Genomic DNA, 14,680 nt, shown 5'->3' with positions numbered 1-14,680 from the left:
CCCTTTTGGTTTGTCTTATATTAGCAGTTATCAACGTGGATCGACCAATATGTTAAATGCACCGAGAGGGAGTCGAACCCACGACCTGCCGGGTAGAAACCGGCTGCTCTATCCAGCTGAGCTACCGATGCAAAAGATAGAAAACTAACACTATTAAGAATAGCAAAAAATAGACAAAATTACTATTAAAAATTTGTGGCAACAAAGAAGTTGGGGAAAGCCCGTTCGCCTATTGTTACAAGGAAATCCTTGTTATCTAGAGGTTCATCACTGATAATTGTGGGTACAGACATAAAAGGAGATAGAAATGTTAACTTATTTTTATTTGGCCGTGGCCATTATCGCTGAAACGACTGGTACGACTTTGATTGGCAGTACGGCTGGTTTTACAAAATTGTTACCAACAATTTTGACTCTTAGCTGCTATGCCCTATCCTTCTACCTTTTGGCGCTTGTCGTCAAATCGATGCCCGTTTACCTCGCTTATGCAATCTGGTCTGCAAGTGGTATACTAGTTGTCACGTGCTTAAGTGTTGTCTTGTTCAACGTGCATTTGAACTGGCAAACAATCGTTGGCCTGACCTTTTTGGTCCTAGGGGTGGTTTTGGTTAACATCTTTGGCAACGTACATTAAAAATGTTCGGGGAAGACTGTCCCTGAGCCGTTGGAGGAGATTTATGAGTAACGAACAATCGACGTCTGGTTATACTTGGCAGGACGTAAAGACGAACATGAAACAGATTTTCACCTGGTCTTATTATAAAGAGGGATTTTCTGGTTGGGATAAGCAATCTTACATCTGGTTGGAAATTGGTCTAGTAGTCATCTTGGCTACCGGTTTCCCACATGGCTTGGAAACTTTGTCGATTTTGTCCATGATTGGTGGAGCAATCGGTTTCGCTTGTACTTTGGCTATTACGGCCAACAAGCGAATTAACGGCCTGCTTGGTTTTATCTCAGCAATTTTGATCTCTATTGTCGCCTTTCACTCAAAAAACTACTCTGATATCGTGATGCAGATGGTTTATGTGGTGTCATTGGATTTGAATTTCATGTTTTTTGGTAACGCTTGGCAAAATCGGAAGATTAAGGCAATGAACACGAACGGTTGGCTTTTGGCTTTGGTAACGTTCGTAGTGGCGTTCTTCTTGCTCTTCATGATGGATACGCACTTGCTGATTTCCCCACGGCCATGGCTTGATGCTTTCACTGCTGCGATTGGTGTAACAGGGGCTGCATTAACAATTGCTAAGTTCCACTCACAGTATTGGATGTGGACACTGCAAGGCTTAATGTCAGTGACTCTTTGGGGAGTAACGGCATTGCAGGGGGACGCCAACTGGGTCTTGTTTGCAACTTATATCCTTTATTTAGGAAACGATGTGATTGGCTTGTTCTTCTCGCCATGGTCACGAGCTACAAAGGCAGCTGATGCTAAATAAGGCTTGGTAGCGGTCATATTTTTACCAACGAAAAAGGTCGATAATTGTCGTTTAGGACAATTATTCGACCTTTTGTGTTAATCTGCTTGATATTTAAGTCAATTTAATTCTTTGTTGTTATAATCAAGACAAGTTGAATCGCTTTATCCTTTTAAAGATTGGAGAAGTTACATGACTAAGAAGTTAACGGATGCTCGTGTCTTACGTTCAAGGCAGGTTCTTCGTTCAGCAGCGATTGAATTATTATCAAGAACAGATCGTTTCTCAATTGCCGAATTACTGTTGAAGGGTCGCGTGACTCGCGGAACCTTTTACCGACACTATAATAATAAGGCGGACTTGATCAATGATGTCAATCGGGAACTTATTCGTCAGTTTACGGAAAAGACTGAAGGAAAGTTTCGTGTACGTGAAGTGTTGGAAGTTATTTCAGAGCAAGGAATATTCTATAATGCCGTTTTGAATAACGGTCAGGATAAGTCTTTAATGGTTGATTTAATGGCTGCACTACGCGAACAACGTGATCGAGCCTTGGCTGATGTAAGTGATGAAAAATTAAAGAAACACTTGATTTATCAATGGGAAATCATTGTCGCTGGTTTTTGGGCTTGTGTGTCTTTGTGGCTACAAGATTCGATGGCGCTGACCTATGATGAAATTCTCGAAGAATTTCGTGAAATTTGGCGGGTAACGATGACAAGGACGAAAAAGACGGGACTATTACTTTTTGATTTTGACGTTTAGTTGCTAATGATGCAAAATTAAGCAAATCTAAATTAGTGGAGTCGCATTGGAATCATTGCTTCGATTATGCGTCAAAACGGCTAAAAATAAAGATTTCCTTGATAAAACGAGGGAACTTTGATAAACTTAATTAGTTGTTAGCGCAGCTACAACCACACATCTCAGGTTCAAGAAGCTAGCGATAGCCGCCTCGAGATGGTGAGTCTAAGTATAAAAGGAGAATTCAATAATGGCCTACGCAATTATTGTTACTGGCGGCAAGCAATACAAAGTCGCTGAAGGCGATACCATCTTTGTTGAAAAGTTGGACGCACAAGAAGGGGACAAGGTTTTTTTCGACCAAGTCGTCTTGACTGACTCAAAGATCGGTACCCCATTTGTTGATGGTGCTAAGGTTTCTGGAACTGTTGAAAAGCAGGGTAAGGAAAAGAAGGTTGTTACTTTCAAGTACCGTCCTAAGAAGCATTCCCACACAAAGCAGGGACACCGCCAACCATATACACGCGTGAAGATTGATTCCATCGCGTAATCATCACTGTTAAAGGAGAATAGACTTATGTTGATGAATCAAGATAACTTGCAACTCTTTGCCCACCACAAGGGGGGTGGATCATCTGCCAACGGTCGTGACTCAGCTGGTCGTCGTTTAGGTACGAAGGTCGCTGATGGACAAGCCTTGACTGCTGGTTCAATCATTTACCGCCAACGTGGAACGCACATCTACCCAGGTCAAAACGTTAAAAAGGGTGGCGATGACACACTTTTTGCTTTGACTGACGGTGTTGTTAAGTTCGAACGCAAGGGTCGCGACAAGCGCCAAGTTTCCGTTTATACTCGGGAAGAATACAATCAGTTACTTGCTAACGCCTAACTAATTGGGAAAAACAGCTTCGGCTGTTTTTTTTTGCCCAAATTTTGCTTTATTCGGTCTTTTGAAACATTGGACGAGCATTTTGTATTTCTTAAAATAAAATGAGAACTTTCTTTTAGAGAGCTTCAAACTTATGGTACAATAACCGCAAGATATATTAAAATTTGGAGGGTCATACCGTGGGATTTTATGAAGAACGTTTGAACAAGTTTCAAAAGCTGTTGAAGAAGTTGGACTTGCAGGGAATGATTATTTCCAATGCCTCGAACTTGAACTACCTGATTGGTTTTGGTGGGGTTCCTGGTGACGGTGTCTTGGTTGTATCATTGGCCGATGCCGCTTTCATTACCGATGCTCGTTACGAAAACGAGTATGTTGGTACGTTACCACAGGGTGTTTCACTGAAGGTTACGCGTCAATACTACGAAAAGGCTGTGGAAGTTGTTCGCGAATTCGGGATTGAGAAGCTCGGCTTCGAATCTGATTTGCCATATGCTTTCTATGAAGAGTTGGATGACTTGTTACCAGCCAATGTAAGTTTTGACGCCGTTCCAGGTGCTGTTGAAGCGTTGCGTGAAACAAAGGATGACCAAGAAGCTGATGCCTTGCGTAAGGCTGCTCAAGCATCAATCAAGGCCTTCAATGCTTTGTTGAAGGAAGTTAAGGTTGGGATGACTGAAAAGGAAGTTGCCAACCGTTTGGATGTCTTGCAAAAGGAATTTGGGGCGGAAAAGCCTTCCTTTGAAACGATTGTCGCTTCTGGCTACCGTTCAGCGATGCCACACGGAATGGCCAGCGATAAGAAGTTGGAAGCTGGTGAATTGGTCACTGTTGACTTCGGTTACTACGTTTATGGCTATACTTCTGACGTTACCCGGACGTTTGCCTTGGGCGAAGTTGATCCTGAATTGAAGAAGATTTATGAAATCGTCAAGGAAGCCAACGAAAACACGATTGATGTTTTGAAGGCTGGCATTTCAGCTTCTGAAGTTGACCGCGTTGCCCGTGACTTTATCACGGAAAAGGGGTACGGCGAAGAATTCCAACACTCAACTGGCCACGGTGCTGGTTTGGATATTCACGAAGGTCCTTACCTTTCATCACGGTCAAGTGATGAAGTTCAGGTTGGTAACCTTTTGACGGTTGAACCTGGAATTTATTTGGCCGGCAAGGGTGGTGTCCGGATTGAAGACGATGTCTTGATTACAAAGGATGGCCATGAAGTTTTGACTGCTGATTTGCCAAAGGACTTGATTGTTTTACCAGTTGACTAATTGTATAAGTGATTTCAATAAAGACCGAACTCGGATGTGTTCGGCCTTTTTAATTTTGGAAAATAACTTAGTGATTTAATTCGACTAGGCGATGAGGTTATTTAATTTTTATCAAAGAAGGCGTTTTGCTATTCGACGATTTAGACCTTATTTTTTGTGGATACTTTTTTAATAAAAGCTTTCTGAAAAACGTCCTTTAATGATAAGATAAGATGAACGGGGGTAAGCTATGGAAGCCATACAATTACGACACACCAATGATTTGCATTCGCACTTTGAGGCCTGGCCACGCATACATCGCTTTTTGCTAGCTGAAAAGACTGCGGATACAACTTTTAACTTCGATATTGGTGATGCTATTGACCGCTTTCATCCGCTAACCGACGCTACTTTGGGCAAGGCGAATGTCGACTTGATGAATGCTGCTCATTATGACGCTGTTACGATTGGTAATAATGAAGGTTTGGGCATGGCCCATGCTGATTTGAATCATTTATATAATCAAGCAAATTATCCGGTGACTCTGGCGAACTTGAAGGAATTGCCAGGGGGAAATCAGCCTGCCTGGGCAGAACCTTACAAGATATTGACCACTAACAATCAAACGAAGGTGGCTGTTATTGGTTTGACGGCTCCCTATCAAATGACTTACCGGTCACTGGACTGGCAACCGCTACCGGTTGAAGACGTTTTGGACGACTTGGTACCAAAACTGCGAAAAGTGGCTGACTTGGTGATCTTGCTTTCGCACTTGGGCTTACCAACCGACCGTGATTTGGCTGAAAAATACGATTTAGACGTGATTATTGGGGCACATACGCACCATGTTTTGCCTGATGGTGAAATGAATCACGGTACGTTGTTGGCGGCTGCAGGACGTTACGGTGACTATGCTGGCCAAATTGATTTGGTTGTAGACGACCAGCATCATGTGGTTTCGAAACAGGCACGAGCCATTCCGCTCGGTGAATTAGCAACCGAACCTGGTGATTTAGCCGAGATTCAGGCTCTTCATGATCAAGGGGCAGAACTGGAAGAAGAAAAGAAAATTGTTCATTTTAACCAGGAACAAACAGTTTTTGATCAGGGACAGGCCTGTTTGGCTGCCTTGAAGGAGACGACGGGCTTGCCCGTTGCCTTTTGTTCTTCTGGCCTGTTCTTACAGGATTTGCCGGAAGGAACGGATACGGCTGAAGACTTCCTAGAATCCATGCCACATGCGATTCACCCAATGGTGACGACTTTAACTGGGGCGGAATTGATGGCCTTGGCCGCTGAGTTCCAAGAGCGGCGCACTGATTTGGTCGATCAAAAGATGAAGGGGTCTGGTTTCCGCGGTAAGGTCTTTGGCCACCTATTGATTGATGGCCTTGACCGTAATGATGACGGCCAATTGCGGTATGCGGGTCGGGTAGTTGAACCGGAAAAAGCTTATCAAATTGCAACCTTGGACCATTATCGCTGGATTAACTTTTTTCAAGTGTTGGATGAGGCGCCCGCTAAAATCAATCAAAAAATCTTTCTGCGAGAATTACTCGCACAATATTATCAAAAACATGCCCAGTAGATTGAAGAGCTACTAGTGGCTGAAGAGGAATTATGGACCACGAAAGTCTTAAAGAACGGACAATTACCCAACAAGCTGAGCGTGAAAAAGAATTTCAGGTCAGCGTTTTTGGGGATGAAATTACTATTGATGGCTTGAAATTGACTTTGCAGGAAAACTTCAAGGATGCCTTTGATGCGAGCAAATTAGCAATCCGCTATACCCCACTTTTAAAGCAGTATGACTACATTGTTGGTGACATTTCAGCCGACCAACTGCGTCTGCGTGGTTTTTACCAAGAAGACCGGGAAGTGACTGCTGACCAAAAAATCAGTGCCTTGGCTGATTATCTGTATGAATATGTTAATTTCGGTGCCCCTTACTTTGTCTTATCGAATGCTGCTCCGGCCTTCCGTCCCGTTAGGGTTCATGATTTCTTAGCCGACTGGGAGGCTGCTAACCCTAAGAAGCCGGCACGCAAGCCATCAAGTCCAAAGAAACCCACTAATGGCCGTAAAACTGCTAAGGTTTCTAATGGTCGTAACCAACGCCCAAGTAACAGGGATGGACAGGATAGTGACCAAAGAAAGAATAGCAGTGGTTCGGCTAAGCGTGGTCAAAACGGAAACGGCTCAAGGCGGAATAATAATCAACATCGCTTTAAAAAAATTGAGCGGAATACTAATAAGGCGGTTCAAGAATCATCTAATCAGAAGCAGGGGGGAGAAACTGCTAGTCAAGACTTGGCTAAGAAGGAGTCGACAGTTAATAACCGTCACCGCAATCAACAGCAGAAGGCCAACCAGGCCGGTGGACCAAAACGCCGGCGTCAAGGAACGAAGGGCGGTCAAGGTAGCGGTCAACGCCAAAAGTCGAAGACTCAAGGTCAAAACCGTCAGGATGGATTCAACCAGAAGAACACTCGCCAAGGTCAAAGTACCAAGGCGGGCCAGGCTGGTAAGAATTCAAAGTTGCAACGGGCAAAGCAAGGCAATAACATGTCACCTAATTCGCCAAAGCAAACTTCTGTCCCTTCAAAGGGTAAAAATACACAATCTCGGGCAAAATCAGCCAATAATAAGCGTTCCTTTACGATTAAGGAACGGCAATAATAAGTATAAAATCAGTAATCGATTACGATTACTGGTTTTATTTTGACAATCGAAGTATTTCTTGCTAATATTTTAGTTACCTAGTCGAATTAAATAGGGTTACTAAAAAAGAGGAGCATGTTGATGACAACAACATCACGTTTACAAGACTTAACGAAAGGCGCTGTTTTTGTTGCGCTATTAATTGTTTTTGCAATGATTCCAGGAATTCCGCTAGGCTTCCTACCGGTACCAATCGTACTCCAGAACTTAGCCGTTATGCTGGTGGTCCTTATCTTAGGGCCGAAACGAGGAACGATGGTAATGACCGTTTTCTTGCTTTTGGCAGCAGTCGGTTTGCCTGTCCTTTCCGGTGGTCGAGGTGGTTTAGCTGTCTTGATTGGTCCAACAGCTGGTTATATCTGGGCTTGGTTGCTTTTCCCGGCCGTTTACTGGGGTTTGAATCGCTTGGTTTTTGGTCATCGAAACTTAGCCCAACCGGCTTGGTGGCAGAGTGTTATTTTACTAATCATCGTTGATTTGATTTTGGACTTTGGCATGGGAGCCGCTTGGCTGCACTTTAACCAGGGGCTTGGCTTCTGGTCTGCCTACTGGGCAAACATGGCCTTTGTACCTGGTGATTTACTGAAAATTGCTCTAGCAGTCTTCTTAGAACAGGCTCTTTGGCAGGCGAGTCAGCATTAAGGTTTTAGCGGTTGCGATGAGGCTGCTTTGCGGCCGTACTAGTCGGTGACGATTGGAAGGAAGACTTGATGAAGAAACAGGAATTCAGTACCAAAAATCGAGTTTTAGCTATTTTATTAACGCAACCTGGTGTTTATTTTTCTGGCGACAGCTTGGCCCAGTCCTTGGATTTATCACGTGAATCAATCTGGAAGGCCGTGCGGTCGTTAAAGGCTGACGGCCATCAAATTGCGAGTCGCAAGAAGGCTGGCTATGCTTACTTACGCAGTCAGCAAGTGGATGCTCTCGTGCTAAATCAGTGGCTGCATCTTTTGGGTTCTGATTTGGTTGAAAATCAGCAGCCAGAGGTGCAAGTTTTTGAACAAATTGATTCTACCCAGGCCTATGCTAAGGACATGGTTGCCAAGCAGCCGTTGATAAGACCGGCCTTGTTGGTGGCTAGAGAGCAAAGTGGTGGCTATGGTCGCCAGGGTAGAACGTTTTATTCGCCAAAGGACCGCGGGTTATACGTTTCGTTAGCAATGCCTGTACCGGTTGGCACACAATTAGCACCGAGTCTCTTAACGACATCAGCAGCCGTTGCCCTCGTTCAGGGGTTGCAAACTTTTTTCCCGAATGCCCCTTTCCAACTAAAATGGGTCAACGACCTGATTTTACATGACCATAAAATTGGTGGCGTGATTACGGAGGGGATTTTTGACTTTGAGAGCCAACAATATTCGGCTGTGATCCTTGGCTTTGCCATTAACCTAATGCCAGGTGCTTTTCCAGATGGACTCGAGTCCAAGGCGGGGACAGTACTGGCAGATGGCGAAGCTGATTTGGACTTAAATGTGATTTTGGCTCAATTGATTGTTAACCTCATAAAAATGACGGATACCTACCAAAGTGGTGCGTATCTGCCGGCGTATCGAGAGCTTTCCTTATTGATTGGTCACACTATAACTGTTAAGGTTGGTACAGATGAAAAAACTGGGATAGTGACCGGTATTAGCGACCAGGGTGGTTTAATCATGGTCGAGGATGCTACGGGTCAACAGCAGACGCTTTATGCGGGTGAGGTGACCAAGGTTAAACTCCTGGAAAACTTAAATTTGTAGGAAAGAGAACTGCCGACATGGACTTTGTATTTGCTTCGAATAATTCTGCTAAGACTAAGGAAATGGCCGTTTTGGCTCAAGAAATGGGTCATAGCGTGACCAATTATCGAGATATTTTGGGAAAAGAATTGGCTTTTCCGGAGGAAACGACCGATTCACAGTTAGAGAATGCAAAGGCCAAAGCAACTTTTATTCACCAGTATTTACCGGATGATTGGATTTTAGCCGATGACACCGGTCTATACTTGCATGCTTTTCCCGACCGTTTTGGTGTGACCTCTTCGCGTGAATTTAAGAGCTTGAATGTGATTGGTAAGGAAGCCGAGATCGACTATATTTTGAGCCTTTATGATCAAGGGCAGGATCGGTCGGCCTACCTTTTGGCTGTTTTGGCCGCTTGCAGCCCGTCCGGTCAACTGTATACTGGTGCCGGCAAGGGTGGCGTTAAGATTGCTACGGAGGCACGACGTGGGGACTTAATTGGCGGATTGGATGACATTATGGAGGCCGAAAATGGGCTGACTTTGTCCGAAATGACCCTGTCCGAATTAGTTACCTATCACGACCGTGCCCGAGCTTTGGCTCAGGTTTTACAGGAAATTAAAACGGCAGAATAACCGAACTCTTTTTAAAAATCAGAAAGTAACACTGGACCGATTGCCACTGTGTTGATACGAACGATGAAATTTGATGAACAAGTTTCGGAAGTCATATCTATGGTGGTGTCGGTTTTTTCTTTTGGTAGATTTCGTGGAAGATTTTCATTGAAGACCTCGATTTTTGAAAAAGACAGCTAATCATGCTAAAATAGTAAGGTTGATTTTACTGGGCTTTTAAAAAGCCGAAAGGAGGGCTTATGACAACTGCTAAGAGTGCATTTTGGCAAAAGATTGTAGATGAAGCCAAAGATGAAAACGGGAACAAGCGACCATTCTTTTCAATGGCACCAATGGAAGCGGTCACGGATACAATTTTCCGTCGCGTGGTTGCCAAAGCTGGTGGGCCGGATGTGTATTATACGGAGTTCACGAACGCTGCCTCAATGGTTCACCCTGAGGCAAAGTTTTCCGTTCAGGGTCGGTTAGCGGTTGCGCCGGGCGAAAAAATGCCGATTGCTCAAATCTGGGGTTCAAAGCCAGAAGTGATTGCTGGAGCAGCTAAGTTGCTCCCTGAAATGGGTTATGAGGCCGTTGATTTAAACATGGGCTGTCCAGATGGCACGGTTATCAAGAACGATGCCGGGTCTGATTTGATCCGCCATCCGGACCGAGCTAAGGCCTTGATTGCTGCAGCTAAGGAAAGTGGTTTGCCCGTATCTGTGAAGACGCGGTTAGGCTTTTATAAAGTCGAGGAGTACCACGACTGGTTGACGATGATTTTCGAACAAGATGTTCAAGTTCTGACGATTCATTTACGGACTCGAAAGGAAATGTCAAAGGTTGATGCTCACTTTGAGTTAATTGATGACATTATTGCCATGCGTGATCGGTTGGCACCGGATACACTTCTCCAAATCAATGGGGATGTCAAGGACTACGAGCACGGTTTGACTTTGGCAGCCGAACATCCTGGTATTGATGGGGTGATGATTGGACGTGGCGTCTTAAACGACCCATACGCCTTTGAACCAGGCCATCAGGACCACACATTGGCAGAATCAATTGCTCTTTTGGAATTGCAATTGGACTTGTTTGATGAAGTGAATAAGACGGCTTCTATCAAGAACTTTGAAGCATTGAAGCGTTACTTTAAGATTTACCTGCGGGGCTTCCCTCATGCTTCTCAGCTGCGCCAATTGCTGATGGAAACTCACGCAACGGACCAAGTACGTGCTCTATTGGCGGAACACGTTGGTGATCTCTTGCAGACACCTGCACGTTAAGCGATGTCATCATTGTGATTGGTTAACGTGCGTTGAGATAAACCAACAAATTAAGACGTATTATTTGAATAAATCAAAAGGACTGATAACCGATATTTTTCGGTGTCAGTCCTTTTAAGTTGCTTTTAAATTGTGGTAGTGAATTCATTTTTGATGGACTCATTAGGTGTGGTAAATCGGTGCCTTTTTATTTTTGTATGGTATTGAATAAATTGATTATAAATGTCTAAAAATAGCTTTATATCAATGCTTTCGGGGATTTTATGCTATAGTATTTGTATAGCAAACAAGCGTGGATGGTGGCTATCCTTTTTCAAAGGAGGTGGTGCGTATGGTGTCAAAACCAACAATCACATTCTAAGAAAGGAGATGCCAAGGTGTCGGTGACGACTGCCTTACAGTTAATGCTGGCTTTCGGAACTTTTGTTCTGATATTGCTGGGATTAGTGATTGAGCTTATTAAATTAAGCCAAAAAAAATAACCATCACAGCTTTGACACGCTGATGGTTATTTATAACTAATCAGATAGCCACCGTTTTACGGGTTTGCTAGAAGGCGCTGTAGTTGCTGCTACAGCGCTTTTTCTACACCGTCATTATAACACCAAGATGTCCGAGTGCCAACAGGGAGGTTGGGATGCTTGTTAAAATGCACCTGGACACAATGAGTGACTTGAACCCTTGTGTTAGTTGACGATGGGAACACCTGCAATGGTTTAATTATCTGCTCGTTAAGTTTGATTATTAAATTAAGCCAAAAAAATAACCATCACAGCTTTGACACGCTGATGGTTATTTACAATAACTAAAGGTAGCCACCGTTTTACGGGTTTGCTAGAAAGCGTTGGAGTTGCTGCTACAGCGCTTTTTCTACACCATCATTATAACACCAAGATGTCCGAGTGCCAACAGGGAGGTTGGGATGCTTGTTCAAATACACCTGGACGTGGTGATTGATTTGAGTTCTTGTTTTAATTAATGCTATAATAACAGTACTGAATAAAAATTTTGGTTGAGGTCATACTCAAGGCGGAGCCTAACGGGGGAGTTAGGTTCACTTGGAGTGGGCCTTTTTTCTTTGCTCATTTCAAGCTGATCTGGATATAAATGGGGAGGAAGAAAATGACGATTTGGACATTTGGATTGACTTTGTTCGGGGCCTTGACGATGTCTTGGTTAGCGGAGCGCTTGCGCCTGCCAACTGTTGTTGGTCAAATTGGTGCGGGAATTATTTGGGGACCGGCAGGTTCCCACCTGCTGTCTGCTAATCACAGTTTGGCCACGTGGGCAGAGGTCGGGGTTTTGCTCTTGATGTTTTTGGCCGGCATCGAATCTGATTTGGGGCTGTTAAAGCGTCATGCCCGGCAGGCGGTAACGGTCGCTTTAGCCGGAGTGGTCACACCCTTTGTGGTCTTTTTGGTTTTGGGACTGGCCCTGGGGATGACGGATGAAAAGTCTCTTTTTTGGGCGGTGCTCTTCTCGGCCACATCCGTTTCAATTACGGCGCAAATTTTAACTGAGTATCATCAGGTCAAATCAGACGCCGGAGCGACCATCTTGGGAGCAGCCGTTTTAGATGACATTTTGGCGATTTTGATGTGGACGGTCTACCAGACGGTCTTTGGAATTGGCGAGGAGACTCAGCGCCTCCTATGGTTTACCATTTTATTGATGGTCATGTTTTTGCTTGTGTTAGTGGCGATTTTGCTTTACGTATTACCAAAAATATTGCCGGCAATCGGTCGTTTATCACTGCCGGGTGCTGTTTTGACCTTTGCGCTGGACATTGTTTTGCTTAGTGCCACTTTGTCAGAAAAAATTGGCCTTTCAGGAGCCATCGTGGCCTTTGTTGTCGGCGTGCTCTTTTCTCGGCAGAAATCAGCCGCGGCGATTGAACACGGCGTCACTTTAATTGGTCAAACCGTCTTTATTCCGATTTTCTTTGTTAATATCGGGTTAAAGGTTACGCTAGTTGGCCAGTTAGCTAATCTGCCGTTGATTGCACTTTTGACAGTCTTCGCGATTTTGACGAAGTTCTTTGGGGCTTACTTTGGAGCCCGGCTGGTCAAAGTGCCGGTTCGCGATGCTCGGGTTGTCGGTGTTGGGATGGTCTCACGTGGTGAGATGGCCATTGTGATTGCTGATTTGGCACTGTCAGCTCATGCGTTGAGTTCGGGTCATTATGCGATGTTGACGCTCGTCATTTTGTTAACGACAATTTTCACGCCAATCGCCTTAAAATCGGTATTAAGAAAATAAGTGGACTGATAATAAAGACGTCCTTTAATTTATGGGGTTTGAAGTTAGCGAAAACGAAATAAGTTAACTGATAGAAAAAGGTAGGCCCCCCATCTTAGTAATGTAACTGCCAGAAAATGGCTGCATATAAGACCGAGTTTTCTCGGTTTTTTTTGCTAAAAAAGGCTTGGTTTCAGTCTTTTTAAAGGTTCGCTTTTTGTTGGCCTATGCTATAATGAGTCTATGCGATTAACTAGACAAGATGTAACAAAAATTTTACAAAAACACGACCTGCTCGTCAGTGAACCAACTGATGATTTGGTCTTTGACCACCTTCACTATGATACCCGTCAGGTCCAGGACCAGACGCTCTTTGTTGTCAAAGGGGCCTTTAAGGCGGAATACCTTGCCGGGGTCGATGGTGTGACGGCCTTGGTAGCCGACCATGATTTGGGTACTGATTTACCCCAGTGGTTGGTGACTGATAGTCAAAAGGCTTTATCAGTGTTGGCAATGGCCTACTTTGATTACCCGCAAGACCAGCTTTGGATTGGCGCTTTTACGGGAACCAAAGGGAAGACAACGGCTGCCTACTTTGCCTATACGATGCTGAAAGAAGCAACTGCGGGGAAGACGGCGCTGTTTTCAACGGTCGATCGGATTGTTGGCCCAAATCCAGCAGATAAGAAAAAATCAGATTTGACCACGCCCGAATCTTTTGAACTCTTTAAAGACATGCGCCGTGCGGTCGACAATGGGATGACCCACTTGGTGATGGAAGTTTCCTCACAGGCATACTTGCGCAACCGTGTTTATGGTTTGCGCTTTAACGTTGGGGCCTTTTTGAATATTTCACCGGACCATATCGGACCAAACGAGCATCCAACTTTTGCTGATTATTTGGCACATAAGGAAATGCTATTGGATAATTCCGACCACGTGATTTTAAACGCGGGAATGGATCATTACCAAGAAATCTTTGACCGTGCTGCTAGTCGGCATGACCGCGTGTTGACATATGGTCGCGCCGGAACGATGCCTGCAAATGGTCAGCAACCATTAGTGACCTTTACGAGTCAAGAGTCTGCTTTGCATGAGTCACACTTTACGGTGACAGCTGGCACGGCGGTGCCTGATTTACAAGCGATTAGTGGTGGCTACCGCTTGAACCTTCCCGGCGACTTCAACGAGGAAAACGCCGTGGCATCACTGATGATGGTTGGGTTAGCTGGATCTGACCATCAGTCAATGGTGAAGGGGCTGGATGAGGTCACGATTCCAGGCCGGATGCTTTCATTAAAGTTGCCTGGTCATGGGGTCGCCTTTGTCGATTACGCTCACAACTACGTTTCCTTACTATCGCTTTTGGCCTTTGCCAAAGCACAGTCCCCAGATGGACAAGTCATTGTTGTTCTGGGTGCACCAGGAAATAAGGGTGTTTCTCGCCGAGCTGATTTTGCCAAGGTCTTGTCACAAAAGGCTGACCAAGTCTTCTTGACGGCTGACGACCCCCAGTACGAAAGCCCATTGACAATTGCTCAAACGATTGCTGATGGTATCACGAATGACCATGTCCAAGTTCACTTTGAGATGGACCGGATTACCGCTATTCACCAGGCGATTGATTTGGCTGGCGAAAATGACTTGGTTGTGGTTGCCGGCAAGGGTGAGGACCCTTACCAAAAGGTCGATGGCGTTGATACACCCTACATCGGTGACTATGCCGCTGTGAAGCAATGCCAGCAGGCCCTTTTGGCCGGCCAGGGATTACTCGTGGAGGATTAGCC

General features: G+C 44.8%; 14 protein-coding genes, 1 tRNA gene, 1 pseudogene and 1 other annotated feature. Of the genes and pseudogenes, 15 read left to right on the top strand and 1 reads right to left on the bottom strand.

Features of this window, described 5'->3' with window-relative positions:
• Nucleotides 1-57: 57 nt before the first annotated feature.
• Nucleotides 58-131 (bottom strand) — tRNA-Arg (locus AOQ32_RS02440).
• Nucleotides 132-307: 176 nt separating this feature from the next.
• Between AOQ32_RS02440 and AOQ32_RS02435 the strand changes: the two genes are divergently transcribed.
• From AOQ32_RS02435 to murE, 15 genes and pseudogenes are all read left to right on the top strand, one after another.
• A complete protein-coding gene (locus AOQ32_RS02435) occupies nt 308-634 on the top strand; it encodes a DMT family transporter (RefSeq protein ID WP_059393431.1) in 327 nt (108 codons plus the stop codon).
• A 43-nt stretch (nt 635-677) separates the two neighbouring features.
• On the top strand, nt 678-1,442 hold the full coding sequence (gene pnuC, locus AOQ32_RS02430; protein WP_059393430.1) for a nicotinamide riboside transporter PnuC: 765 nt from the start codon (nt 678-680) through the stop codon (nt 1,440-1,442).
• A gap of 171 nt (nt 1,443-1,613) precedes the next feature.
• A complete protein-coding gene (locus AOQ32_RS02425) occupies nt 1,614-2,186 on the top strand; it encodes a TetR/AcrR family transcriptional regulator (RefSeq protein ID WP_059393429.1) in 573 nt (190 codons plus the stop codon).
• Nucleotides 2,187-2,326: 140 nt separating this feature from the next.
• Nucleotides 2,327-2,402, top strand: a sequence feature (ribosomal protein L21 leader region).
• Between the two features lie 13 nt (nt 2,403-2,415).
• Entirely contained in the window at nt 2,416-2,715 is a 300-nt protein-coding gene (gene rplU, locus AOQ32_RS02420; protein WP_059393428.1) for a 50S ribosomal protein L21, read from the top strand.
• 27 nt (nt 2,716-2,742) lie between these two features.
• Nucleotides 2,743-3,057 (top strand): 50S ribosomal protein L27, encoded by a 315-nt coding sequence (gene rpmA / locus AOQ32_RS02415; RefSeq protein WP_047975143.1) that lies wholly within the window; start codon nt 2,743-2,745, stop codon nt 3,055-3,057.
• Nucleotides 3,058-3,236: 179 nt separating this feature from the next.
• Nucleotides 3,237-4,331 (top strand): M24 family metallopeptidase, encoded by a 1,095-nt coding sequence (locus AOQ32_RS02410; protein WP_059393427.1) that lies wholly within the window; start codon nt 3,237-3,239, stop codon nt 4,329-4,331.
• 229 nt (nt 4,332-4,560) lie between these two features.
• The gene (locus tag AOQ32_RS02405; protein WP_059393426.1) at nt 4,561-5,898 is read left to right on the top strand and encodes a bifunctional metallophosphatase/5'-nucleotidase; all 1,338 of its coding nucleotides are present in this window, start codon (nt 4,561-4,563) and stop codon (nt 5,896-5,898) included.
• A gap of 32 nt (nt 5,899-5,930) precedes the next feature.
• A pseudogene (locus AOQ32_RS08970) lies at nt 5,931-6,284 on the top strand (YutD family protein); the annotation flags it as partial.
• Between the two features lie 828 nt (nt 6,285-7,112).
• Nucleotides 7,113-7,673: a biotin transporter BioY gene (locus tag AOQ32_RS02395; protein WP_059393425.1), complete on the top strand. Its 561-nt coding sequence runs from the start codon at nt 7,113-7,115 to the stop codon at nt 7,671-7,673.
• A gap of 68 nt (nt 7,674-7,741) precedes the next feature.
• A complete protein-coding gene (locus tag AOQ32_RS02390) occupies nt 7,742-8,773 on the top strand; it encodes a biotin--[acetyl-CoA-carboxylase] ligase (protein WP_059393424.1) in 1,032 nt (343 codons plus the stop codon).
• Between the two features lie 17 nt (nt 8,774-8,790).
• The gene (locus tag AOQ32_RS02385; protein WP_059393423.1) at nt 8,791-9,390 is read left to right on the top strand and encodes a non-canonical purine NTP pyrophosphatase; all 600 of its coding nucleotides are present in this window, start codon (nt 8,791-8,793) and stop codon (nt 9,388-9,390) included.
• 239 nt (nt 9,391-9,629) lie between these two features.
• The gene (locus AOQ32_RS02380; protein ID WP_059393422.1) at nt 9,630-10,655 is read left to right on the top strand and encodes a tRNA dihydrouridine synthase; all 1,026 of its coding nucleotides are present in this window, start codon (nt 9,630-9,632) and stop codon (nt 10,653-10,655) included.
• A gap of 296 nt (nt 10,656-10,951) precedes the next feature.
• Nucleotides 10,952-11,137, top strand: a complete 186-nt coding sequence (locus tag AOQ32_RS09140) for a putative holin-like toxin (protein ID WP_083994356.1) — start codon at nt 10,952-10,954, stop codon at nt 11,135-11,137.
• A 640-nt stretch (nt 11,138-11,777) separates the two neighbouring features.
• A complete protein-coding gene (locus tag AOQ32_RS02370; protein ID WP_059393420.1) occupies nt 11,778-12,914 on the top strand; it encodes a cation:proton antiporter in 1,137 nt (378 codons plus the stop codon).
• A gap of 222 nt (nt 12,915-13,136) precedes the next feature.
• Entirely contained in the window at nt 13,137-14,678 is a 1,542-nt protein-coding gene (gene murE / locus AOQ32_RS02365; RefSeq protein WP_059393419.1) for a UDP-N-acetylmuramyl-tripeptide synthetase, read from the top strand.
• Nucleotides 14,679-14,680: the final 2 nt, after the last annotated feature.

This window comes from Fructobacillus tropaeoli (assembly GCF_001047135.2).
In the GTDB taxonomy this organism is placed as follows: domain Bacteria; phylum Bacillota; class Bacilli; order Lactobacillales; family Lactobacillaceae; genus Fructobacillus; species Fructobacillus tropaeoli.
Note: the sequence above shows the minus strand (reverse complement) of the source record. Positions and strands in the feature narration are given on the sequence as shown.

What these genes read in the sequence shown, in the direction of transcription:
- AOQ32_RS02435 (WP_059393431.1), top strand. Translation starts at nt 308, where the DNA reads ATGTTAACTTATTTTTATTTGGCCGTGGCCATTATCGCTGAAACGACT.
- pnuC (WP_059393430.1), top strand. Translation starts at nt 678, where the DNA reads ATGAGTAACGAACAATCGACGTCTGGTTATACTTGGCAGGACGTAAAG.
- AOQ32_RS02425 (WP_059393429.1), top strand. Translation starts at nt 1,614, where the DNA reads ATGACTAAGAAGTTAACGGATGCTCGTGTCTTACGTTCAAGGCAGGTT.
- rplU (WP_059393428.1), top strand. Translation starts at nt 2,416, where the DNA reads ATGGCCTACGCAATTATTGTTACTGGCGGCAAGCAATACAAAGTCGCT.
- rpmA (WP_047975143.1), top strand. Translation starts at nt 2,743, where the DNA reads ATGTTGATGAATCAAGATAACTTGCAACTCTTTGCCCACCACAAGGGG.
- AOQ32_RS02405 (WP_059393426.1), top strand. Translation starts at nt 4,561, where the DNA reads ATGGAAGCCATACAATTACGACACACCAATGATTTGCATTCGCACTTT.
- AOQ32_RS02395 (WP_059393425.1), top strand. Translation starts at nt 7,113, where the DNA reads ATGACAACAACATCACGTTTACAAGACTTAACGAAAGGCGCTGTTTTT.
- AOQ32_RS02390 (WP_059393424.1), top strand. Translation starts at nt 7,742, where the DNA reads ATGAAGAAACAGGAATTCAGTACCAAAAATCGAGTTTTAGCTATTTTA.
- AOQ32_RS02385 (WP_059393423.1), top strand. Translation starts at nt 8,791, where the DNA reads ATGGACTTTGTATTTGCTTCGAATAATTCTGCTAAGACTAAGGAAATG.
- AOQ32_RS02380 (WP_059393422.1), top strand. Translation starts at nt 9,630, where the DNA reads ATGACAACTGCTAAGAGTGCATTTTGGCAAAAGATTGTAGATGAAGCC.
- AOQ32_RS09140 (WP_083994356.1), top strand. Translation starts at nt 10,952, where the DNA reads ATGGTGGCTATCCTTTTTCAAAGGAGGTGGTGCGTATGGTGTCAAAAC.
- AOQ32_RS02370 (WP_059393420.1), top strand. Translation starts at nt 11,778, where the DNA reads ATGACGATTTGGACATTTGGATTGACTTTGTTCGGGGCCTTGACGATG.
- murE (WP_059393419.1), top strand. Translation starts at nt 13,137, where the DNA reads ATGCGATTAACTAGACAAGATGTAACAAAAATTTTACAAAAACACGAC.